The sequence below is a fragment of the Pseudomonas sp. St386 genome, assembly GCF_018325865.1.
In the GTDB taxonomy this organism is placed as follows: domain Bacteria; phylum Pseudomonadota; class Gammaproteobacteria; order Pseudomonadales; family Pseudomonadaceae; genus Aquipseudomonas; species Aquipseudomonas brassicacearum.
This window is the reverse complement of record NZ_AP021900.1, coordinates 1,967,624-1,988,100: the sequence shown is the minus strand read 5'-3', so window position 1 is coordinate 1,988,100 and position 20,477 is coordinate 1,967,624. Positions and strand designations below refer to the sequence as shown.

Below are 20,477 nucleotides of genomic sequence, written 5' to 3'. Positions count from 1 at the left end.
CACCGACCCTGGACCCGAACCTAAGGAGATGCACATGAACACGCTCAGCAAAGCCTTGACCGCCACCCTTCTCGCCCTCGGCGTCAGCAGTGCCTTCGCCGACGGCATCGTCGAACACAACACCCAGGCGTTTCTCGACGCGCTGAATGCCGGCACCGGCAAGCCCCTGGAGCAACTGTCACCCAAGGACGCTCGCGCCGTATTGGTGGGCGCCCAGGCAGGGGTGAAACTGACCTTGCCCAAGGCCGACGTCAGCGAGAAAACCATCCAGGTCGAGGGCCAACCGATCAGCCTGACCATCGTTCGCCCGGCCGGGGTCAAGGGTGAGTTGCCCGTGTTCATGTTCTTCCACGGCGGTGGCTGGGTATTGGGTGACTTCCCGACCCACGAACGCCTGGTTCGGGATCTGGTGGCGGGCTCGGGCGCTGTCGCGGTGTTCGTCAACTACACGCCCTCACCCGAGGCGCATTACCCGGTGGCGATCAACCAGGCCTACGCCGCCACGAAATGGGTGGCCGAACACGGCAAGCAGATCAACGTCGACGGCAAGCGCCTGGCCGTGGTGGGCAACAGCGTCGGCGGCAACATGGCGGCGGTCGTGGCCTTGATGGCGAAGGACAAAGGCACGCCGGCGATCCGCTTCCAGGCATTGCTGTGGCCGGTGACCGATGCCAGCTTCGAGACGGCGTCCTACAACCAGTTCGCCGAAGGGCACTTCCTCAGTAAAAACATGATGAAGTGGTTCTGGGACAACTACACCACCGACGCCGGGCAACGCAGCCAGATCTATGCCTCGCCGTTACGCGCCAGCACCGCACAACTCAAGGGCCTGCCGCCCGCGCTGGTACAAACTGCCGAGGCCGACGTCCTGCGCGATGAGGGTGAAGCCTATGCCCGCAAGCTGGACGCAGCCGGTGTACCCGTCACCGCCGTGCGCTACAACGGCATGATCCACGACTATGGCTTGCTCAACGTGGTCAGCCAGGTGCCGGCGGTACGTTCGGCGATGCTGCAGGTGTCGCAAGAGCTCAAGCAACACCTGAAGTGACTTGTGATGAAACACTGTGGGAGCAAGGATCAATCCCCTCACCACAGACCCCATCCTGTCCCTTGGCCTGAACATGATCCGCAGGCATAAAAAAGCCCGACTCAATGGTCGGGCTTTTTCATACACAAGGCTTCGCTTATTTAGCGCGGCCTTTGTAGGAACCGCCTTCGCGGGTATCGATCTCGATCATGTCGCCGATTTCGATGAAGTCAGCTACCGACAGTTCGGTACCGTTCTTCAGTTTGGCAGGCTTCATCACCTTGCCGGAAGTGTCACCGCGAGCGGAGCCTTCGGTGTAGTCAACCTGACGCACGATGGTGGTCGGCAGCTCTACGGAAACCAGGCGCTCTTCGAAGAACACGGCTTCGCAGACGTCGGTCATGCCTTCTTCGATGAACGGCAGAACGCTTTCGATGTCTTCGGCGTTCAGCTCGTACATGGTGTAGTCAGTGGTGTCCATGAACGTGTAGGTGTCGCCGCTGATGAAGGACAGGGTCGCTTCTTTGCGGTCGAGGATCACGTCGTCCAGTTTGTCGTCGGCGCTGTAGACGATCTCGGTCTTGTAACCGGTCAGCAGGTTCTTCAGCTTGGTCTTCATGATCGCGCTGTTACGACCCGACTTGGTGAACTCAGCTTTCTGAACCAGCCAAGGATCGTTTTCGAGACGGATCACGGTCCCGGGTTTCAGTTCTTTACCAGTTTTCATTGCGAATATCCGAATTTGGATGGGATTTACAAAAATCTAGGCCGCGTATCATATCCAATTTACATAAAACTTCACCAGCGCTGCGGCAAGATCGGCTCGCGAGGCCTGTTCCAGACACCACGCCTGGGCATGTTCGGCCAGTTCCTGCTGCTGTTCACGGGTGTCTTTCCAATGTTCAGTCATCTCCTGGCCGGCATTCCAGGCCCGCCAAAGACCGCTGATCGCTTTTTGCGCCGCCTGGGAAAGCCCCTGGGTGTAGAGCCTGAGAAACGCCTCGAGTTTTTCCAGGTGGACGTCTTCTTCCTGCTGGTAGATGTGCCAGAGCAACGGCCGGCCGGCCCATTGGGCGCGCACGAAGGAATCTTCGCCACGCACGGCGTTGAAATCGCAACACCATAACAATTGATCGTACTGGTCCTGGCGGATGAACGGCAATACCTGCACCGTCAGTGCGCCGCGTCGATGTACCGCACCGACCGCCAGGCCGTCGACGCCAAGCCAACGCTCGACATCACCCAGTACCCGCCCTTCGGGAACCAGCACATGAAACGCCTGGGCATCAGCGGCCATTGCGTCAAACCAGCTCGCCAGCCCGGCGTTCTCATAGGCAAACAGCGAGATAAGGCAGGTATTCGGCGCCCGCTCGACGCCCAGACCTTGCAGGAACATTCGTTGCGCCGCGGCATCCTGCTGGAATTGCCGGCGGCGTTCCAGAAGCCCCGCCTCACGCAGCAGGCCACCTGTTCCTTCCTGGAAGCCCGGGAAAAAGAAATATTTCTGCACGTGCTTGTACTTGACCGACGGTAGGCCGTGGCAACCGATCACCCAGTCCTCGGCGCTCAAATAATCAAGGTTCATCCACAGGGGCGTCGTCTGGCGCGCCGCCATCGCATCCATGTAGGCGCTCGGCAGTTGGCAGGCAAACGCAGCGATCACCACGTCGGCGGCGTCGGTGGGCGCCCACTCCCCAGGCCAGTGACACACTTGCACACCCTGCTGCCATTGCTCGGACAGGGTGACGTCGATTTCCGGACACAACCGTTCGAAGGCACGCAGGTCATCGACCCATAGCCGCACCGCGCATCGATGCTCGGCCACCAACTGCCGAGCCAGGCGCCACGTGACACCAATGTCGCCAAAGTTATCGACGACGGTGCAAAAAATATCCCAACGCACGGTCATTCCCGACTCCCTGTGGCAAAGGCCTGATTGTCCCGAATAAACCGATCACGCAGAAGAGCCGACGGCGATTAATCTTCATGCGACAATCATCGCCTGCCCATGACTCTGCCAGGAAGCAGCCATGCCCGATCACTCGACACCCTCGCGCCTCACGGCTTTGCAATTGACCTTCAGCATCGCCCTGGGCCTCTGGCTGGGGTTCCTCGCCATCGTGTTGACGAGCTGGCTGCTGTCCAGATTTCTGTTCAATGAACAACTGGCACCCGTGGCCGCCGCCGTCCATCAACTGGCGCAACCACCGGCGGTGCAACCACCCCCAGAGCCGCCCACACCGATGTTCGAGCAGTACCAACAGAACCTGCAACGGAACGAGCAGCGCCAGGCGCTCGATCAGGCCCGCAACAATCCGCGCAACCTGTCCAACCCCAAGTGCCAGTTCTGGCTGCAACAGGACCAGAATGCGCCCAGTGAAAAAAGCCGCGCCAACGTTCTGCAATTCTGCGAATGACCATGAACAAACAGACCGTCCACCAGTTGATTCTCGACAAGCTCAAGATTGATCTCGACATCGCCGAACGCGCCGCGCAGACCGCCTACGAAACCGCGACCCACGAAGAAAACATCGCCGAGAACAAGTACGACACCCTGGGTCTCGAGGCGTCCTACCTCGCCGCCGGACAAGCCAGGCGCGTGGAAGAAATCCGCCAGGCCCTCACCCTCTGCCAGAACCTGACGCTAAGGCCTTACGACGAGCAGCGCGGTATTCAGGTCGGCACCTTGATCGGCCTGGAAGATGAGGACGGCCGTCAGCAATGGCTCTTCCTGGGGCCGGATGCGGCGGGCTTGAAGGTCTCGCTGGTGGGCCAGCCGATCACTGTCATCACCCCTCGCTCACCGCTGGGCCGCGGCCTTCTGGGCAAGTTCGAAGGGGATGAAGTAGAGATCGTGGTAGCGGGCGCCCGGCAACAGTTCGCTGTCACCGAGGCGATCTAGAAGGGTCTTAGTGCACCGGTAGTTCGACGCCGTCGAACAACTCTTCGAGCTCTTGCTTGTTGTGGCACTGGATGGCCTTGGCCATGACTTCCCGGGTCAGGTGCGGTGCAAATTTCTCGATGAAATCGCACATGAAACCCCGCAGGAAAGTGCCACGACGGAAGCCGATCTTGGTCACGCTGGATTCGAACAACTCGCTGGCATCCAGCACCACCAGGTCGCTGTCGAGCTTGGTATCGACGGCCATCTTCGCGACGATGCCCACGCCCAGGCCCAGGCGAACGTAGGTCTTGATCACGTCGGCATCGGCGGCGGTGAACACTACTTTCGGCGTCAGGCCACGATGGCTGAAGGCTTCGTCAAGCTTGGAACGACCAGTGAAACCGAATACGTAGGTCACGATCGGGTATTCGGCCAGGGCTTCGAGGGTCAGCTTCGGCAGCTTCGTCAACGGATGGCCCTGGGGCACGACCACACAGCGGTTCCAGCGATAGCACGGCATCATCACCAAATCCCCGAACAGTTCCAGGGCCTCGGTGGCAATGGCGAAATCCACCGTGCCGTCGGCCGCCATCTCGGCGATCTGCATTGGCGAGCCTTGGTGCATGTGCAGCGCCACGTCGGGGTATTGCTTGATGAAGTTGCTGATCACCGGCGGCAGCGCATAGCGGGCCTGGGTGTGGGTAGTGGCGATCGACAGGGTGCCCTTTTTCTCGTTGGAGAACTCCTGGGCGATCTGCTTGATGCTTTCGACCTTGCGCAGGATCTCGCCAGCGGTGGTGATGATGCGCTCGCCGGCCGGAGTCACGCGGGTCAGGTGTTTACCGCTGCGGGCGAAGACTTCGACGCCCAGTTCATCTTCCAACAGGCGGATCTGCTTGCTGATGCCAGGTTGCGACGTGTAAAGGCTTTGGGCAGTAGCGGAAACGTTGAGGTCGTGGTGCGCCACTTCCCAGATGTAGCGCAGTTGTTGAAGCTTCATATGTATCCCTCAAAGCAGTTGGACGCCACGGGCATCAGCGACGGTATATAACTATATGAAAGGTTACGACAATAAATCTAGAACTTTTTATAAAAAGCCATCATTTAGCCTCAAGCCTCTCCCTGGCGTCGACGCTGTACCAGCGGTACCAGGTAGACCGGTACCCGGGATAACTGCAACACCCGTGCAGCGGTTCTGCCCAAGGGGGTCTCACCGCTTGCCCCTTGGCAATGACTGCCTACGATCAGCAAGTCGACAGAGAGTTTCGCAGCCTGCTCCAGGATGACCTGGGAAGGATCGCCCTGGTACACCCTGACCGACTTGATCAGTTGCAAATCCTGCTGCCCGTCTCCCAACTCCTCGCGGAAACTGTCGAGCACTCGCTGTTCGATATTGGCCATCACCGTATTCAGACCTTGGCGATGAAATTCGTTCAGCGCCTGCTCATCGAGATAGCTCTGCAACACCGACTCGGCGAACAGCCCCATCGGTTCTACCGCATGCACCACATACAACTCGGCTTCAAACGTCCGTGCTAACGCCAAGGCATGCTGCATCACATAAGGGGCGTACAGGCCCAGGTCTGTGGCGTACAGCATCGAACGAATCATGTGACCTCCTCGCGTGCCAAAATGGCGGAGATTGATTCAGCTTAGCAGCGCCTCGGGGACTGCGACGTGTGGCTTGACGTCCCGGACCAAGGGCAGTCAGGGCTTCATTTCGTTACTGATACCGTGGGGCACGTGACCGGTGGCGACCACCTCTCGGGCCAGTTCGCAATGGCCGGTCTGGTCATCGAAAAAAACATCGGCGGCGAACGCTTCGAGGAAGGCCGATTTGGTCAGGCCGCCCAGGAACAACGACTCATCCAGGCGAATATCCCACTCACGCAAGGTCCGGATGACCCGCTCGTGGGCCGGTGCCGAACGGGCCGTCACCAGCGCCGTACGAATGGGACAGGCGTCCTCGGGAAACTCGCGCTGCAGTGCATTGAGCGCCGCCAGGAACCCCTTGAACGGCCCGCCTCGCAGTGGCTCGCGGGCGGCCTGTCGCTCGCTGGCCTGGAAGGCTTCCAACCCATCGGCCTGATAGACGCGCTCCGATTCATCGGAAAACAGCACGGCATCGCCGTCGAAGGCAATGCGCAGCTCCTCGCTGGCCGCGCGACTGGCACCACCCGACAGGATGGTCGCGGCGGCAAACCCGGCGTCCAGGGCACTGCGCACGTCTTCAGCGTGGGTCGACAAAAAGAGATCGCAACCGAACGCCTTGAGGTACGGGTAAGGACTGCGGCCGCCAACGAAAGCCGCGCGCGAGATCGCCAGCCCGTAATGATGAATCGAGTTGAACACTCGAAGGCCGGTGTCGGCGCTGTTGCGCGAAACCAGAATCACCTCGACTCGGGCGCGCCCCAGGTGCTCGTTGAGGTTCAGCAGCTTTTGCACCAGGGCGAAGGCATCACCGGGTGCCAGGACTTCGTCTTCATGCTCGATCTGGTACTGCCGATAGGCTTCGACGCCACTGGACAAATACACCTTGTGGCTTTCCCGCAGGTCGAACAACGCCCGCGACGAAATCGCCAGCACCAGTTTGTCGTCGATGTTGTTTGCCATACCGCTCCCCTTTCGCCCGCTCAGCGGTTATATCGGTCCACGAACGCCAACGCCTGATACAAGGCTTCGATTTTCGGCAGCTCACACCCTGCCGCTTTCGCAGCCGCCAATGGCCGGCCGTAGATCGCGTCCAGTTCCAGCGCACGCTTGTGGGAATAATCGTGGTACATGCTCGGCCAGTAGTCGGGCATCTTCTCGGTCATCGTGAACAGATACTCGGCATAACCCGGCGCGATGTGATGCCCGCAGGCTTGCGCACCGCGAACCACCTCCCCCATCAGTGCCTGGATCAATTCGCGGCTATGGTCGTTGGCCATCAACGGCGTGGTACTGGCGCCCAACAGAACCGAAAGACCGTTGTACGGCACATTCCACACCAGCTTCTGCCAGCGGGCCTGTTGCAGGCCCGGCATGGCCTGGGCATCGATACCGGCGTTGCGGAACAACGTCGCCGCCTCTTCGACGATCACCATGCGTTGTGCCTGGTCGGCGCAAGGCCCACTGTGATAACCGACGTTGACCGCGCCGAGGGCCTGGTGGGTGACGACACCAGGGCCGACGCGATGCACGCAGATCAGGCACAGGCCACCCAGCAGGTGCAACGAATCGGGCAACAAGGGTCGAAGATCGTCTTCGACATCCAGGCCGTTCTGCAGCAACAGGACTTTTGCCCCGTCAGCGGCAGCCCGGGTAATGGCCGGGGCCAGCTCGGCATTGCTGGTGGTCTTGGCGCCGACCAGCAGCCAGTCGCAGGGCGGCATGTCGGCTGCCGAGCGATACGCCTGGACGGGGTTGAGGGCCAGCGTACCGTGAACCGCGCTGTCGATCCGCAAGCCGGCTTCGGCCACGGCAGCAAATTCGCTGCGCAGTAAAAAGTGCACGTCAAAACCGGCACGCGCCAGCATCACGCCGTAGAACCCACCGATCGCCCCGGTGCCGATCATCCCGATCCGCGGTTTCACGCCTGCCTGCATCTTTGCAACTCTCCTGGTAAAAGTCCCTGCACACTATCAGCGCGAGCGGCATGGCATGCAATCATCATTACATCTGCTCACGAATCTGCTTCAGAGCCATCCCCAAGGCCTGCTCCCCAGCCTTTAGGGCATTAAACCCGACCCAGCCCATTGTCGAGCCACCTCGTAACGCGATAAGGTTCGGCTCCCCGACGCGCTTAAAATCCGCTGTGCACCGCCGCGCGGGGATCGCTGGCGGCCGGCACCCGTGACCTGACGAGTAACACGATGGCTGATTTACCGATCAACGACCTTAACGTCGCCTCCAACGAGACCCTCATCACGCCTGACCAGCTCAAGCGCGATATTCCCCTGAGCGACGCTGCCCTGCGCACCGTGACCAAGGGCCGGGAAGTCATCCGCAACATCCTGGACGGCACCGATCATCGCCTGTTCGTGGTCATCGGGCCCTGCTCGATCCATGACATCAAGGCCGCCCACGAATACGCCGAGCGCCTGAAAGTGCTGGCTGCGGAAGTCTCCGACACCTTGTACCTGGTCATGCGGGTGTATTTCGAGAAGCCTCGGACCACCGTCGGCTGGAAAGGCCTGATCAACGACCCGTACCTGGATGACTCCTTCAAGATCCAGGACGGCCTGCACATCGGTCGTCAATTGCTGCTGGACCTGGCGGAAATGGGCCTGCCCACGGCCACCGAAGCGCTGGACCCGATCTCGCCGCAATACCTGCAGGACCTGATCAGCTGGTCGGCCATCGGCGCGCGCACCACCGAATCCCAGACCCACCGCGAAATGGCCTCCGGCCTGTCGTCGGCAGTGGGCTTCAAGAACGGCACCGACGGTGGCCTCACCGTGGCGATCAACGCCTTGCAGTCGGTCTCCAGCCCACACCGTTTCCTGGGCATCAACCAGGAAGGTGGCGTGTCGATCGTCACCACCAAGGGCAACGCCTACGGTCACGTGGTACTGCGCGGTGGCAATGGCAAGCCGAACTACGATTCGGTCAGCGTCGCGCTGTGTGAACAGGCGCTGAACAAAGCCAAGATCAAGCCGAACATCATGGTCGACTGCAGCCACGCCAACTCCAACAAGGACCCGGCACTGCAACCGCTGGTGATGGAGAACGTGGCCAACCAGATCCTGGAAGGCAACCAGTCGATTATCGGCCTGATGGTCGAAAGCCACTTGAATTGGGGCTGCCAGGCCATCCCGAAAGACCTCGCCGACTTGCAGTACGGCGTCTCCATCACCGATGCCTGCATCGACTGGAGCGCCACCGAGAACACCCTGCGCAGCATGCATGCCAAGCTCAAGGATGTTCTGCCGAAGCGGCAGCGCGGCTAAAAAGGATCGCAGCCTTCGTTGCACTCGACAGCTCCTACACAGCCCCTACACGCTCCTACGTAACTTCTACACATATTTGGAGCGGGGATGTAGGAGCTGGCGAAGCCTGCGATCTTTTGCTTTCCTCAAGACATAAAAAAACGCCGGGCTCTTCAGCTCGGCGTTTTTTATTGGGAATCCGTTTTCTCAGAGTTTCGCCGCGTGCCGCTGGTGACGCTCCATGTAGCGCTCCACGTAGGAACAGGATGGGATCACCGTATAGCCCATTTCTTCAGCGTACTGCAGCGCACTTTCGGTCAACGCCGCCGCGATGCCCCGACCGCGCAAGGCGTTGGGCACGAAGGTGCGATAGATATCCAGGGTCTGCTTGCCCAGGTCCATATAGGTCAGATAGGCACGATGACCGTCCACATTGGTCTCGAACTGATGACCAGCCTGGTCATGGTGGATGGTAACCGCCTCGCTCATCACTACTCCTCGCGGGTCTGAATGCCGACCCCTACCTTACCGATGTTTTTCCGGCGAAGGAACATCTACGCCACCCCGTGCCTTCCTGGTCACCGAGCGCCAAAACCGATCCGCTCAAACCCGAGCACGTCGTGAATAGTAGGCACCAATGACGCAAATGCTCAAGGCACGCCTGTCATCGAAGGGGTAAACCTCGTCCGGTTTATCGATTGAGCGCCATCGTCGCGCTGTAGTCGGTCACGGTGCAATAGCTGAACATCGCCAGTTGTTGAGTCTTGAGACGAGCGCGCGTAGTTAAAGTCACCGCCAATACCAATAAAGATGCCTGGGGCATTGCACAAAAAATGTACAAAAGTGTAGGTGAATCAATAAACAACGGTGTTAGCGAGGGCTGCCAGAGTTCTCCGTCGCCACGGAACTTTTTTTCGTTGACGCGCTCCAGCAAAGGGCTTCGGGCTGTATATTTTTTAAACACCCCTTAGAAAAGTTGCTCGAAAAAGAATCACCGCCTACAATTTTTTTGCTTCTTGCGCTACGTCAGTTTACTTACTACAAGTAATGGGTAGTATGTACGCCGGCTAACTCCTCAGTCTGGGGAGACAGTCACTAATAGAATGTCCTTGAAGGGGAACACGATGAACAACGTTCTGAAATTCTCTGCTCTGGCCCTGGCCGCAGTTCTGGCTACCGGTTGCAGCAGCGCATCGAAAGAAACCGAAGCACGTCTGACTGCTACCGAAGACGCAGCAGCTCGCTCCCAGGCTCGTGCAGACGAAGCTTACCGTAAAGCTGATGAAGCTCTGGCTGCTGCTCAAAAAGCACAACAGACTGCTGACGAAGCTAACGAGCGTGCTCTGCGCATGCTGGACAAAGCTAGCCGCAAGTAATAGTCCTTCGGGATTGTTATCGAGCCGACCCATTTTTGGGTCGGCTTTTTTTTTGGGTTCGAGAGCTATTGCCCGGTGTTTTCCCAAGCAATAAAAAACCCGCCGACATCGCGAAACGTCGGCGGGTTGTTGTCGAGTCTTTTACTGCTGCAAGTCGATCGGCGCGCTCGTGACCATCGGTGCCGAGGTATTCGGAACAGCGATTTCCACCGGCATGCCATCTTCGGCCGCCACCACGTCCCGCACCACGTCCCAGTTCATGCGCAAGTTGCTGGTGATGTCTTCACGCTTGAGCATCGCGTTGATCACTGAGGTGTGCTTGTCCACCACCGACGGGTTGCCCTTGTCGTCCAGCGGTGTGTGAGCTTCCAGGTACACCTTGCCACCGCTCAAGCCCAGCTTGTAGGGGTCGTTGATGATCCGCACCGATGTCCCCACCGGCACCATGCCGGCCATTTCCAGCACGTTGTTGTTGAACATCCGGAAGCAACCGTGGCTGGTCCGCATGCCGATGCCGAACTTCTTGTTCGAACCATGGATCAGGTAGCCCGGGGTGCCCAGGGTGAACTTGAACGGACCCAGCGGGTTATCCGGGCCGGCGGGCACGACATTCGGCAGCGGGTCGCCGTCAGCGGCGTGTTCGGCCTTGATCGATGCCGGCGGGGTCCAGGTCGGGTTCGGCGTCTTGGCGATGATGCTGGTGTGGGCGATCGGCGATCCCCACCCCTCACGCCCAATCCCCAGCGGGAAGGTGTAGACCACGTTCCGCCCCTTGGGGAAATAGTAGAGACGGTACTCGGCAAGGTTGATCACGATGCCCTCGCGCGGACCCGGCGGCAGGATGAAGCGAGTCGGCAGCACGATCTCGGTGCCTGCGCCCGGCAACCAGGGATCGACCCCGGGGTTGGCGGCGACCATCTCGCTGTAGCCCAGGTCATAGGTGGTACCCAGGTCGGCGAAGGTGTCTTCGTATTTGGCCTTGATAACCTGCACCTGGCCAACGATGTCTTCACCCGGCGGTGGCAGAGGCAGCTCCAGGGCGGCAACGGGGCCCGCCATACACAGGGCGGCAAGAGACAGGCAGCGGGCGACGGCAGGCAAGCGCGGCAACATCCGGGAAATCCTTCGCAGATCGAACAAGGGGTTATGAAAACGGCGATTGTACACTGCCACCTGTTATTTCGGGGAGAGCGGTACAGAGGCGTCCGATGTGAAGCATTGTTTCAGGCGTTCACATCTATGGATGGTTCGACCAAATCCCTGTGGGAGCGAGCCTGCTCGCGATAGCGGAGGGTCTGCTTGCATTAATGTTGAATGTGCTGCCGCCATCGCGAGCAGGCTCGCTCCCACAAGGGACATGTCGAAATCTGGGAAACTACAACTCGAACCGCAGCTCCGGCCAGATTGGCGAGGTGCCGCGTTTCTGGGACTCCAGGATCGCCCGGCACAACGAGCACAGGCGATGATCCTGGAAAATCTTGCGATCGACGCTCGACCAGCGTGGCTGGGCCGGCAGCAGGCTGCCGCAGAGGGTCCGGTCGGCCGAGCCACCGAGTTCCAACTGCCGGGTCACCAGGTGCACCCGTACTTCCTGGCAGGCGAACAGATCCAGCTGCTCGTCAGGCTCGATCAGTTGGTAGGCAAACAGGGACCAGGCGGGACGCGGCATCGGGGGCTCCAAATCGGGGGCGCCACATTAGCCGAAAGCCCGCCGGTAGAAAAGCGTCAAAGCAGCGGTTTCAGTGTCGGCCAGACATTTTCCAGCAACTTGCCCTGGGCCGCGACGGACGGGTGCAATCCGTCGCCTTGCATCATGGTCGGGATGCCACCGACGTCCTTGAGAAAAAACGGCACCAGCGGGACTTTTTTCTCCTCGGCCAGGGTGCTGTAGACCCGGGCAAAGGCATCGGTGTAGCGCCGTCCGTAATTGGGTGGCAGTTGCATGCCCAGCAAAAGTACCTGGGCACCGCTGGCACGAGCGCTGTCGATCATCGCTGCAAGGTTTTGTTGCAATTGTGTTGGCGGCTGTCCGCGCAGGCCATCGTTGCCGCCCAGTTCCAGGATCACCAGGTCCGGCTTATGGGCTGCAAGCAGCGCCGGCAGCCGCGCCTGGCCTCCGGCACTGGTGTCGCCACTGATGGAAGCATTGACCACTTTATCGTCAAAACCCTCGGCCTTGAGCCGTTGTTCGAGCAACGACACCCACCCTTGCCGGGTATCCAGGCCGAAAGCCGCGCTGATACTATCGCCAACGATCAGGACTGTACCCGCCGCTGCGTTCTGGGCCATGCACATCAAGGCCAGGCCGGCACTCAAAAACCACACACGCATCGGATTCTCCATGGGCTCAAGCATTCTCACCGCGACGGACCTTAGCAAAGTGGTCTCCAGCGCGGAAGGTGAACTGACCATCCTGCACGAACTCAGCCTGGAACTGAACAAAGGCGATAGCCTGGCCATCGTCGGGGCGTCCGGTTCCGGCAAATCCACTCTCCTGGGCCTGCTGGCCGGCCTCGACCTGCCCAGCAGCGGCGAGGTGACACTCGCCGGCCAAGCGCTCAGCGCTCTGGATGAAGACCAGCGTGCGCGGATCCGCGCCGAGCATGTCGGCTTCGTCTTCCAGTCGTTCCAGTTGCTCGACAGCCTCAATGCACTGGAAAACGTCATGCTGCCGCTGGAACTTGACGGGCGCAAGGATGCCCGCGAACGGGCCACGCAACTGTTGCAGCGCGTCGGCCTGGGCCAGCGCCTGACCCACTCGCCACGCCAGCTCTCCGGCGGCGAACAGCAACGCGTGGCGATTGCCCGCGCCTTTGCCGCCGAGCCCGACGTGCTGTTTGCCGACGAACCCACCGGCAACCTCGACAGCCATACCGGCGAGCGCATCAGCGACCTGCTGTTCGAATTGAACAAGGAACGCGGCACGACCCTGGTGCTGGTGACCCATGATGAACGCCTGGCCCATCGTTGCCGGCGCCTGATCCGACTTGAAGCCGGCGAGATGGTCGCCCCTCTGGAGCCTTGATGGCACGCTTGCCGCTGTTGCGCCTGTTCAGTCTCGCTGTCCGTCAATTGCTTCGCGATGCCCGCGCCGGTGAGTTGCGGGTGTTGTTCTTCGCCCTGCTGGTGGCGGTGGCGGCCAGTACCGCCATCGGTTACTTCGGTGCCCGCCTCAACGGCGCGATGATGATGCGCGCCACCGAGTTCCTCGGTGCCGACCTGCTGCTCGAAGGCAGCTCCCCCGCCCGCCCGGAGCAGATTCGCAGCGGCATCGAACTGGGGTTGGAACACGCCCGGGTGGTGGAGTTTTCCAGTGTTGTGGCCACCGACAATGGCATCCAGCTGTCCAGCGTCAAGGCGGCCGATGACAGCTACCCATTGCGCGGCGAGCTGAAAAGCACCCCCACCCCGTTCGCCCCGGAAGAAATCGGCGGACGCCCGAACCCTGGCGAGGCCTGGGTCGAAGCACGACTGCTGACGGCACTGGAGCTGAAGATCGGCGACAGCATCGACGTCGGCAACCAGACCTTGCGCCTGAGCCGCGTGCTGACTTATGAGCCCGATCGCGCCGGCAACTTCTACAGCCTCACCCCGCGGGTACTGATCAACCTCAAGGACCTGGAGGCCACCGGCGTGGTCCAGCCGGGCAGCCGTGTCAGCTATCGCGACCTGTGGCGCGGCCCGGCATCGGCGCTGCAAACCTACCGCGACCTGGTCAAGCCAGGCCTTGAAGCCAACCAGCGCCTGCAGGATGCCCGCGACGGCAACCGGCAGATCGGTGGCGCCCTGGGCAAGGCCGAACGCTACCTGAACATGGCCAGCCTGGTGGCGGTGTTGCTGTCCGGTGTCGCCGTCGCGCTCTCGGCCAACCGCTTTGCCACCCGACGGTTCGACGCCAGCGCGCTGCTGCGCTGCCTGGGCCTGTCACGCCGGGAAACCATGGTGCTGTTCAGCCTGCAATTGACGGTGTTGGGCCTGCTCGCCAGCATCAGCGGCGCCCTGCTCGGCTGGATCGCCCAACTGGGCCTGTTCGCCCTGCTGCATGACCTGCTGCCCACCACCGTTCCGCCGGGTGGCCTGCTGCCGGCGATCGCCGGGATCGGCACCGGGCTGGTGGCCCTGGCGGGGTTCGCCCTGCCGCCATTGGCTGCGCTGGGCCGGGTACCGCCGTTGCGCGTGCTGCGCCGGGACATGCTGCCGATCCCCTCCAGCTCCTGGGTGATCTACGGTGCCGCGCTGGGCGCCCTGGGCCTGATCATGTGGCGCCTGAGCCTGGACCTGGTCCTCACCTTCGCCCTGCTGGGTGGTGGCGTCGTCGCCGCGCTGGTGCTCGGCGGCTTGTTGTTGCTGCTGCTCCAGAGCCTGCGTCGCCTGTTGGCCCGCGCTTCCCTGCCCTGGCGGCTGGGCCTCGGCCAATTGCTGCGTCATCCCTTGGCCGCCGCCGGCCAGGCCCTGGCGTTTGGCCTGATCCTGTTGTCCATGGCGTTGATCGCGTTGTTGCGCGGCGAGCTGCTGGACACCTGGCAAAACCAGTTGCCAAAAAACGCCCCGAACTATTTCGCGCTGAACATCCTGCCCAACGACAAGCAGGCCTTCACCGACAAGCTGCTGGCATTGTCGGCGCAATCGGCCCCGCTCTACCCCGTGGTACCCGGGCGCCTCGTCAGCATCAATGGCGAACCGGCCACAGAGTTCGTCACCAAGGACTCTGCGGGTGACCGGGCGCTGCAACGTGACTTGAGCCTGACCTGGGCCGCGGACCTGCCGACGGGCAACATCGTCACCGCAGGGACCTGGTGGCCGCAACAACCACCGGACGATATCCCGGGGGTTTCGGTGGAAGGCAAAGTGGCCGAGAACCTCAAGATCAAGCTGGGCGACCGCCTGGTGTTCAGCGTGGGCGGCGTCAACCGTGAAGCGAAGGTCACCAGCCTGCGGGAGATCAACTGGGACAATTTCCAGCCCAACTTCTTCATGATCTTCCAGCCAGGCACATTGAAGGATCTGCCAGCGACCTATCTCACCAGTTTCTACCTGGCGTCGGGCCACGACCAACAGATCGTCGACCTGTCCCGGGCCTTTCCGGCGGTGACGATCCTGCAAGTCGAGGCCCTGCTCGAACAACTGCGCAGCATCCTGGCCCAGGTGACCCTGGCGGTGGAGTATGTGTTGTTGTTTGTACTGGCAGCGGGGATGGCGGTGTTGTTTTCCGGCCTGCAGGCGACCCTCGACGAGCGCATTCGCCAAGGTGCGCTATTGCGTGCACTGGGCGCCGAACGGCCCTTGCTGGTCAAGGCCCGGCGCATCGAGTTCGGCCTGCTGGGCGCGGTCAGTGGCCTGCTTGCGGCCCTGGGTTCGGAGCTGGTGAGCCTGGTGCTTTACCGGTACGCCTTCGACCTGCCCTGGCATCCGCATCCATGGCTGTTGGCATTGCCGCTGCTGGGGGCCTTGTTGATCGGCGCGGCCGGGGTGTTTGGCACCCGTCGAGCGCTCAACGCCAGCCCGCTGACAGTATTGCGCGAGGGTTGATAGACTCCCGGCTTCGCTATTACAAGAAGTTGCCATGAGCCGTTATCGCCCACCCCGCACCGCCGGCACCGCGCTGATCACCCCCGAGGGTGAAGCGCGGATGCGCGCTGAATTCCATGAGCTGTGGCATGTGCGCCGTCCCCAGGTGACCCAGGCGGTCAGCGAGGCGGCGGCCCAGGGTGATCGTTCGGAGAACGCCGAATACACCTACGGCAAGAAAATGCTGCGGGAAATCGACAGTCGCGTGCGCTTCCTCACCAAGCGCCTTGAAGCGCTTAAAGTGGTCAGTGAAAAACCCAGCGATCCGAACAAGGTGTACTTCGGTGCCTGGGTGACGGTCGAAGATGAGGATGGCAAGGAATCACGCTATCGCATCGTCGGCCCGGACGAGCTGGACCTGAAGCAGAACCTGATCAGTATCGACTCACCGTTGGCACGGGCCCTGATCGGCAAGGCCCTGGACGCCGAGGTCAGCGTCCAGACGCCTACCGGCGAGAAACGGGTCTACATCGTGGACATCGCGTATCCGTAATCCTCGCCTCAGCGGCGCGTGATCAATCCCTGCCGGGCAACACGGGTCAACTGCCGGATCATTTCAGGAGCGTCCACCGCACTGGGGGACTGGATGACGGCCAGATCGAAACTGTCATTGGCGAACCGGGCCAGTGACTCGCCGTCTTCGACAAACTGGATCAGGAAAGCTGCGGGCCCATGATTACGACGTGGCCAGCCGTCGAGATAGCGCAAGAGCGTTGGCTGGTGAGTGCCGCCCAGGAGAATTTTCGGATTGCGTTGCACAAGGTTCGCCGTGATCGGCGCAAGACGTACTAGGGGGCTGGGTGCGTTCATCGTGTCGTGTCTCTGCCTCAAAAGTCTGCATGGCAGGTGAGAGGCAACACCGAACCAGCGCTTTAGCGGTATTTCGAAGCCTTGTCTTCGGCTTCTATCAGCGACTGGATTGAGTCACCTGGCGCCCCGCAAGTAGCTGTTTAAATCGGCGCATGAGCGGCATCCTAGAGAAGCTGACTGGCCAGTGTCAAGAATCACTCTCCATAAAAAGGCCCGTAGAAGACAGTAATGCTGTTTTCTGATTATCTGTTCCGAGAGGTGTGGGTTGGTGTGTATATCCGTTGCTGCGGTAACGGCGACTTAGGGTTCCGCCCTTACGGCGGGTCACTTTTGGAAAAGCGCCCAAAAGCGCTTTGCCCCACCACTCGGCACCTCGCCTAGGCTCGGTGTGCCCGCACTCCGGCATTGCTCCGTGGGCCCGCCGCGAAGGGCCATCCATGGCCCAGCGCGGCTACCTCGGCATCCATGCCGAGGTGCCCACTGCGCAATGCCTGCGTTCGGCCAGCGTGGTTTTACGGGGCGTCCAGATCAAGATCTAAAGCAAGAGCAAGAGCAAGACCGGGGGACACATGCCAGCATCTTTGGGGCTGAGCCACCGCTATCGCGAGCAAGCTCGCTCCCACACAGAATCTCCAGTGAACACAAAATTATGTCCGACACAAAACCACTGTGGGAGCGAGCTTGCTCGCGATGAGGCCGGCACATCCAACATCACCGCAAACTGACACACCGCCTTCGCGAGCAAGCTTTGCTCCCACAGCCAAAACAACAAAACCAAAAAAACGGCGCTTTCCCATTTCTGGAAGAAGCGCCGCTTTTTCGAAGTGAACAGCATCACGTACAAGACGGGTTCCAATCGTGCAATCAACCCGCGATGGCGCGATCGACCGACAGCTTGCCCGCACCTTCGATCAGCACGGCAATACTGCCCGCCAGCAACGCCAGGGCAAACTCATAACCGTTGTTGGCCATGAACAAGCCGTTACCGATGTGCACGGAGAAAATCGCCACCAGCGACAGAAAGGCCAGGCCCAGTGCCGCAGGACGCGCCAGCAACCCGATGATCAGCGCCAGGCCGGCGAAAAACTCGGTGCCGCCCGCCAGTGTCGCCATCACGTAACCTGGGGTCAGGCCGATGCTTTCCATCCACTGCGCGGTGCCTGCCAAGCCGTAGCCACCGAACAGGCCGAAGAGTTTCTGCGAGCCATGGGCGGCGAAAATGATGCCGACAGCGATGCGCAGGGCAGTCAGGCCGTAGCCAGCGCGGGTAAACAAGACTTTATTGATCAACGAGCTCATGCGGGTTCATCCCTAGGTATGTGGTTGTTGGTCGCTATATTAATCAAAAAAACTTGTACCAAAAGCGCAAAAAATGCGAGATACAAATCGAATTTATCGATTATTTTCGCTGGGCGACCTTTTGATCTCCAGGCTCCAGCGACTCTCGCTCACGATCAAACGCCAAGTAGTACTTATTGACACTATTAACGTAGCTGACGGCGCCCATTCCTACCTGCTCCATGGCAATGCGCTCGACCTGGAAAAACCACTGGTTGGGGTTCAGTCCCCGCCGCCGGGCCTCGGCTCGCATACCTTGGACGCGCTCGGGGCCCATGTTGTAGGCGGCCAGGACGAAGGCCATGCGCTCGCGCTCGTTGAGCTTGGGGCTGGCAAAGAACTTGCGGCGGATGAGGGCCAGGTACTTGGCGCCAGCCTGCACATTGGCATCCAGGTTCTGGATGTTATCGACTCCGACGCGCTGAGCCGCCGATGGGGTGATCTGCATCAGGCCGGTGGGGCCTGTGCCGCTGCGGGCGTTGGGTTGCAGGGCTGATTCCTTGAACGCCAGGGCCGCCAGGTTGAGCCAGTCCATGCCTTGGGCATCGGCATGTTTTTGCAGCACCGGGCGCAGTTTTTCCAGACGCTGGCGATCAGCCCGGGCCAGCGGATAGTGGACCTGGTACAAACGACGGTAAATGCGCAGGAATGCCGCGTCCTCGTTGGCGGGGACCTTGTAGGTCGCCAGGAATCGGTCGATGCTCGCCCGCAGCATGGCGGCGTCACGGCGAACGAACCAATACTCGTCACTCGGCTCGCCGATCAGCACCTGACGGTCGAAGCGCAACTTGGGCAGGATCTTGCTCCAGCGCTCGGCGATGGGCTGCTCGACGATGGTCAAATGGAAAATCCCACCCTGGACCATTTCCAGGACATCCTCAACAGCCAGGGTGGGATCGACCCATTCGACCTTCACCGGCGGCAGCTTGAGCAGCGCCAGTTTCTGGTTGATCTGGCTCACCGCGTCCCCCGCCGCGCTGCCGTTGGGCAGGGCCAGGGTCTTGCCGGAAAGTTGCTCCACACGGGTGTAGCGCTTCTCGCCCTTGATACCCACCAGCAGCAACGGCACGCCGGTACGGATCGGATCGCTGGCGCTGACCGCATGGCCGGCCTGCAGCTCAAGCAACTCACCCGGCGCTACCAGGTCGCCCTCCCCGCGCTGCAAGGCGCCGAGCAACTGGTCCTTGGCCATGGGGATAATCTTGAGGGTGATTTCCTGGCCATCCCGGGCGTGGCCGTTGAGGTATTGCTCGAAGGCTCGCAGCCGATGGTATTCGACACCAATGGGTTGGCCCTGGACTTCACCGGAGCTGTTGCGGCTCTGGTTGACCAAAACCTTCAACACACGGCTGCTGCGAATTTGCGCCAGGTCGCGCACCGTGCCCGGCGCCACCGCCTGCACCGGCCCAGGCAGCCGCGCTTCGGCCGGCATTGGCAACAACAGCGAACAACACAACAGTAGCAATACCTGGGGACGTGTCATCCACTCTCCGGAAGGAATACTGCGGACCGCCTCCCTTGAAAAAACGAGGCTGAGTCGACAGAAACAGAGCGCCTGGGGCGCTGAAAAAGTGCGGAAGACTGGCACAGTGATGGCTTTTATACCAACCCGATGTGTCTCGCGGCCTTAACAGACAGCCTCAACTCGTTGTAGTTCTTGGCTTTTCTTATAAATCTACAGCTCTGATATGCTTTCCAGCCTTTGGGCCGAGGTAGCACCATGCAACTCATCGATATCGGCGTCAACCTGACCAACCCCAGTTTCGCCGACAAACATCAGGCGGTGCTCGAGCGCGCCTATGAATCCGGAGTCTGCCAACTGGTCTTGACCGGCACCAGTATCGAGGGCAGCGAACAGGCTCTGGAACTGTGTCAACACCTCGACGACGCTGGCGAGCGACTGTTTTCCACCGCCGGCATTCACCCTCACAGTGCCAGCGAGTGGACCGCCGACAGCGCCCGGCACCTCAAGGATCTGCTGATGCACAGCCGCGTGCGCGCGGTGGGCGAATGCGGGCTGGATTTCAACCGGGACTTCTCTCCCCGACCGCAACAGGAAAAGGTCCTGGAAGAACACCTCGCCTTGGCGGTCCAGTTGCAATTGCCGGTGTTCCTGCATGAACGCGATGCCGATCAACGCTTGCTGGACATCCTCCGGGATTTTCGCGATCAATTGCCGGCGGCCGTGGTGCACTGCTTTACCGGTGAAAAAAAGGCGCTGTTCAGCTACCTCGACCTGGACCTGCACATCGGCATCACTGGCTGGATCTGTGACGAACGCCGCGGCACGCACCTGCACCCGCTGGTGCGCGAAATTCCCCGCGGTCGGCTGATGCTCGAAAGCGACGCACCGTACCTGCTGCCCCGTACGTTGCGGCCCAAACCCAAGAATGGCCGCAACGAACCGGCCTATCTGACGGAGGTCCTGCGCGAAGTGGCCTTGCACCGGGGCGAAACCCAGGAAGACCTGGCAGCCCACAGCACCGCCTGCGCCCGGGCGTTTTTTGGTTTACCCACAATATCCTGAACCCTGCAGATCCCTGTGGGCTCACATCAAAACCCTG

General features: G+C 60.9%; 22 protein-coding genes. 9 read left to right on the top strand and 13 right to left on the bottom strand.

What is annotated here, in order from left to right; genetic code table 11:
- The first annotated feature begins 34 nt into the window (after positions 1 to 34).
- On the top strand, positions 35 to 1,048 hold the full coding sequence (locus KI235_RS08815; protein ID WP_003199387.1) for an alpha/beta hydrolase: 1,014 nt from the start codon (positions 35 to 37) through the stop codon (positions 1,046 to 1,048).
- 136 nt (positions 1,049 to 1,184) lie between these two features.
- Here KI235_RS08815 and KI235_RS08810 read toward each other — a convergent pair whose 3' ends face one another.
- Positions 1,185 to 1,754, bottom strand: a complete 570-nt coding sequence (locus KI235_RS08810; protein ID WP_003199385.1) for an elongation factor P — start codon at positions 1,752 to 1,754, stop codon at positions 1,185 to 1,187.
- Positions 1,755 to 1,802: 48 nt separating this feature from the next.
- A complete protein-coding gene (gene earP / locus KI235_RS08805) occupies positions 1,803 to 2,936 on the bottom strand; it encodes an elongation factor P maturation arginine rhamnosyltransferase EarP (RefSeq protein ID WP_003199383.1) in 1,134 nt (377 codons plus the stop codon).
- A 121-nt stretch (positions 2,937 to 3,057) separates the two neighbouring features.
- Between earP and KI235_RS08800 the strand changes: the two genes are divergently transcribed.
- Positions 3,058 to 3,444, top strand: a complete 387-nt coding sequence (locus KI235_RS08800; protein WP_003199380.1) for a hypothetical protein — start codon at positions 3,058 to 3,060, stop codon at positions 3,442 to 3,444.
- A gap of 2 nt (positions 3,445 to 3,446) precedes the next feature.
- Complete coding sequence (locus KI235_RS08795) at positions 3,447 to 3,929, top strand: GreA/GreB family elongation factor (protein ID WP_003199378.1); 483 nt, start codon at positions 3,447 to 3,449, stop codon at positions 3,927 to 3,929.
- Positions 3,930 to 3,936: 7 nt separating this feature from the next.
- On the opposite strand, the gene cysB is transcribed toward KI235_RS08795, so the two are convergent.
- The 4 genes from cysB to KI235_RS08775 form a co-directional block, all read right to left on the bottom strand.
- Positions 3,937 to 4,911 (bottom strand): HTH-type transcriptional regulator CysB, encoded by a 975-nt coding sequence (gene cysB, locus KI235_RS08790; RefSeq protein ID WP_003199376.1) that lies wholly within the window; start codon positions 4,909 to 4,911, stop codon positions 3,937 to 3,939.
- A 110-nt stretch (positions 4,912 to 5,021) separates the two neighbouring features.
- The gene (locus KI235_RS08785; RefSeq protein WP_003199370.1) at positions 5,022 to 5,522 is read right to left on the bottom strand and encodes a universal stress protein; all 501 of its coding nucleotides are present in this window, start codon (positions 5,520 to 5,522) and stop codon (positions 5,022 to 5,024) included.
- A 96-nt stretch (positions 5,523 to 5,618) separates the two neighbouring features.
- On the bottom strand, positions 5,619 to 6,524 hold the full coding sequence (locus tag KI235_RS08780) for a 5'-nucleotidase (RefSeq protein ID WP_003199368.1): 906 nt from the start codon (positions 6,522 to 6,524) through the stop codon (positions 5,619 to 5,621).
- A 20-nt stretch (positions 6,525 to 6,544) separates the two neighbouring features.
- Positions 6,545 to 7,498: a putative 2-dehydropantoate 2-reductase gene (locus KI235_RS08775; protein ID WP_027912698.1), complete on the bottom strand. Its 954-nt coding sequence runs from the start codon at positions 7,496 to 7,498 to the stop codon at positions 6,545 to 6,547.
- Between the two features lie 267 nt (positions 7,499 to 7,765).
- Here KI235_RS08775 and KI235_RS08770 point away from each other — a divergent pair, with 267 nt between their 5' ends.
- Complete coding sequence (locus KI235_RS08770) at positions 7,766 to 8,842, top strand: 3-deoxy-7-phosphoheptulonate synthase (protein WP_003199364.1); 1,077 nt, start codon at positions 7,766 to 7,768, stop codon at positions 8,840 to 8,842.
- Between the two features lie 186 nt (positions 8,843 to 9,028).
- On the opposite strand, the gene KI235_RS08765 is transcribed toward KI235_RS08770, so the two are convergent.
- Complete coding sequence (locus KI235_RS08765; RefSeq protein ID WP_003199362.1) at positions 9,029 to 9,310, bottom strand: GNAT family N-acetyltransferase; 282 nt, start codon at positions 9,308 to 9,310, stop codon at positions 9,029 to 9,031.
- Between the two features lie 635 nt (positions 9,311 to 9,945).
- Here KI235_RS08765 and oprI point away from each other — a divergent pair.
- Positions 9,946 to 10,197 carry an outer membrane lipoprotei OprI gene (oprI, locus tag KI235_RS08760; protein WP_003199355.1) on the top strand — a complete coding sequence of 84 codons (252 nt, stop codon included), beginning with the start codon at positions 9,946 to 9,948 and terminating at the stop codon, positions 10,195 to 10,197.
- 141 nt (positions 10,198 to 10,338) lie between these two features.
- Here oprI and KI235_RS08755 read toward each other — a convergent pair whose 3' ends face one another.
- From KI235_RS08755 to KI235_RS08745, 3 genes are all read right to left on the bottom strand, one after another.
- Positions 10,339 to 11,310: a L,D-transpeptidase family protein gene (locus tag KI235_RS08755; protein WP_003199349.1), complete on the bottom strand. Its 972-nt coding sequence runs from the start codon at positions 11,308 to 11,310 to the stop codon at positions 10,339 to 10,341.
- 262 nt (positions 11,311 to 11,572) lie between these two features.
- The gene (locus tag KI235_RS08750) at positions 11,573 to 11,866 is read right to left on the bottom strand and encodes a hypothetical protein (RefSeq protein WP_003199347.1); all 294 of its coding nucleotides are present in this window, start codon (positions 11,864 to 11,866) and stop codon (positions 11,573 to 11,575) included.
- Positions 11,867 to 11,922: 56 nt separating this feature from the next.
- Positions 11,923 to 12,528: an arylesterase gene (locus KI235_RS08745; RefSeq protein WP_003199345.1), complete on the bottom strand. Its 606-nt coding sequence runs from the start codon at positions 12,526 to 12,528 to the stop codon at positions 11,923 to 11,925.
- A 10-nt stretch (positions 12,529 to 12,538) separates the two neighbouring features.
- Here KI235_RS08745 and KI235_RS08740 point away from each other — a divergent pair, with 10 nt between their 5' ends.
- From KI235_RS08740 to greB, 3 genes are read left to right on the top strand one after another with little or no spacing between them, the layout of a single operon-like run.
- Entirely contained in the window at positions 12,539 to 13,222 is a 684-nt protein-coding gene (locus KI235_RS08740) for an ABC transporter ATP-binding protein (RefSeq protein ID WP_003199342.1), read from the top strand.
- On the top strand, positions 13,222 to 15,726 hold the full coding sequence (locus tag KI235_RS08735) for an ABC transporter permease (protein WP_027912699.1): 2,505 nt from the start codon (positions 13,222 to 13,224) through the stop codon (positions 15,724 to 15,726). The genes KI235_RS08740 and KI235_RS08735 overlap by 1 nt, the downstream gene beginning before the upstream one ends.
- A gap of 34 nt (positions 15,727 to 15,760) precedes the next feature.
- A complete protein-coding gene (gene greB / locus KI235_RS08730) occupies positions 15,761 to 16,258 on the top strand; it encodes a transcription elongation factor GreB (protein WP_003199337.1) in 498 nt (165 codons plus the stop codon).
- Positions 16,259 to 16,266: 8 nt separating this feature from the next.
- On the opposite strand, the gene KI235_RS08725 is transcribed toward greB, so the two are convergent.
- The 3 genes from KI235_RS08725 to KI235_RS08715 all read right to left on the bottom strand — a co-directional run bounded on the left by KI235_RS08725 (position 16,267) and on the right by KI235_RS08715 (position 19,396).
- Entirely contained in the window at positions 16,267 to 16,575 is a 309-nt protein-coding gene (locus KI235_RS08725; RefSeq protein ID WP_013692574.1) for a hypothetical protein, read from the bottom strand.
- Between the two features lie 864 nt (positions 16,576 to 17,439).
- Entirely contained in the window at positions 17,440 to 17,874 is a 435-nt protein-coding gene (locus tag KI235_RS08720) for a DoxX family protein (RefSeq protein WP_212795643.1), read from the bottom strand.
- Positions 17,875 to 17,974: 100 nt separating this feature from the next.
- Entirely contained in the window at positions 17,975 to 19,396 is a 1,422-nt protein-coding gene (locus KI235_RS08715) for a transglycosylase SLT domain-containing protein (RefSeq protein WP_003199330.1), read from the bottom strand.
- 237 nt (positions 19,397 to 19,633) lie between these two features.
- On the opposite strand from KI235_RS08715, the gene KI235_RS08710 reads away from it, so the two are divergent.
- Entirely contained in the window at positions 19,634 to 20,440 is an 807-nt protein-coding gene (locus tag KI235_RS08710) for a TatD family hydrolase (protein WP_212795642.1), read from the top strand.
- Positions 20,441 to 20,477: the final 37 nt, after the last annotated feature.

Coding starts and splice junctions, on each gene's coding strand:
- cysB (WP_003199376.1), bottom strand. CDS start 4,911: ATGAAGCTTCAACAACTGCGCTACATCTGGGAAGTGGCGCACCACGAC.
- KI235_RS08710 (WP_212795642.1), top strand. CDS start 19,634: ATGCAACTCATCGATATCGGCGTCAACCTGACCAACCCCAGTTTCGCC.
- KI235_RS08775 (WP_027912698.1), bottom strand. CDS start 7,498: ATGCAGGCAGGCGTGAAACCGCGGATCGGGATGATCGGCACCGGGGCG.
- KI235_RS08795 (WP_003199378.1), top strand. CDS start 3,447: ATGAACAAACAGACCGTCCACCAGTTGATTCTCGACAAGCTCAAGATT.
- KI235_RS08815 (WP_003199387.1), top strand. CDS start 35: ATGAACACGCTCAGCAAAGCCTTGACCGCCACCCTTCTCGCCCTCGGC.
- KI235_RS08770 (WP_003199364.1), top strand. CDS start 7,766: ATGGCTGATTTACCGATCAACGACCTTAACGTCGCCTCCAACGAGACC.
- KI235_RS08755 (WP_003199349.1), bottom strand. CDS start 11,310: ATGTTGCCGCGCTTGCCTGCCGTCGCCCGCTGCCTGTCTCTTGCCGCC.
- KI235_RS08785 (WP_003199370.1), bottom strand. CDS start 5,522: ATGATTCGTTCGATGCTGTACGCCACAGACCTGGGCCTGTACGCCCCT.
- KI235_RS08715 (WP_003199330.1), bottom strand. CDS start 19,396: ATGACACGTCCCCAGGTATTGCTACTGTTGTGTTGTTCGCTGTTGTTG.
- KI235_RS08765 (WP_003199362.1), bottom strand. CDS start 9,310: ATGAGCGAGGCGGTTACCATCCACCATGACCAGGCTGGTCATCAGTTC.
- KI235_RS08810 (WP_003199385.1), bottom strand. CDS start 1,754: ATGAAAACTGGTAAAGAACTGAAACCCGGGACCGTGATCCGTCTCGAA.
- KI235_RS08800 (WP_003199380.1), top strand. CDS start 3,058: ATGCCCGATCACTCGACACCCTCGCGCCTCACGGCTTTGCAATTGACC.
- KI235_RS08780 (WP_003199368.1), bottom strand. CDS start 6,524: ATGGCAAACAACATCGACGACAAACTGGTGCTGGCGATTTCGTCGCGG.
- KI235_RS08720 (WP_212795643.1), bottom strand. CDS start 17,874: ATGAGCTCGTTGATCAATAAAGTCTTGTTTACCCGCGCTGGCTACGGC.
- KI235_RS08735 (WP_027912699.1), top strand. CDS start 13,222: ATGGCACGCTTGCCGCTGTTGCGCCTGTTCAGTCTCGCTGTCCGTCAA.
- KI235_RS08745 (WP_003199345.1), bottom strand. CDS start 12,528: ATGCGTGTGTGGTTTTTGAGTGCCGGCCTGGCCTTGATGTGCATGGCC.
- KI235_RS08740 (WP_003199342.1), top strand. CDS start 12,539: ATGGGCTCAAGCATTCTCACCGCGACGGACCTTAGCAAAGTGGTCTCC.
- oprI (WP_003199355.1), top strand. CDS start 9,946: ATGAACAACGTTCTGAAATTCTCTGCTCTGGCCCTGGCCGCAGTTCTG.
- KI235_RS08725 (WP_013692574.1), bottom strand. CDS start 16,575: ATGAACGCACCCAGCCCCCTAGTACGTCTTGCGCCGATCACGGCGAAC.
- earP (WP_003199383.1), bottom strand. CDS start 2,936: ATGACCGTGCGTTGGGATATTTTTTGCACCGTCGTCGATAACTTTGGC.
- greB (WP_003199337.1), top strand. CDS start 15,761: ATGAGCCGTTATCGCCCACCCCGCACCGCCGGCACCGCGCTGATCACC.
- KI235_RS08750 (WP_003199347.1), bottom strand. CDS start 11,866: ATGCCGCGTCCCGCCTGGTCCCTGTTTGCCTACCAACTGATCGAGCCT.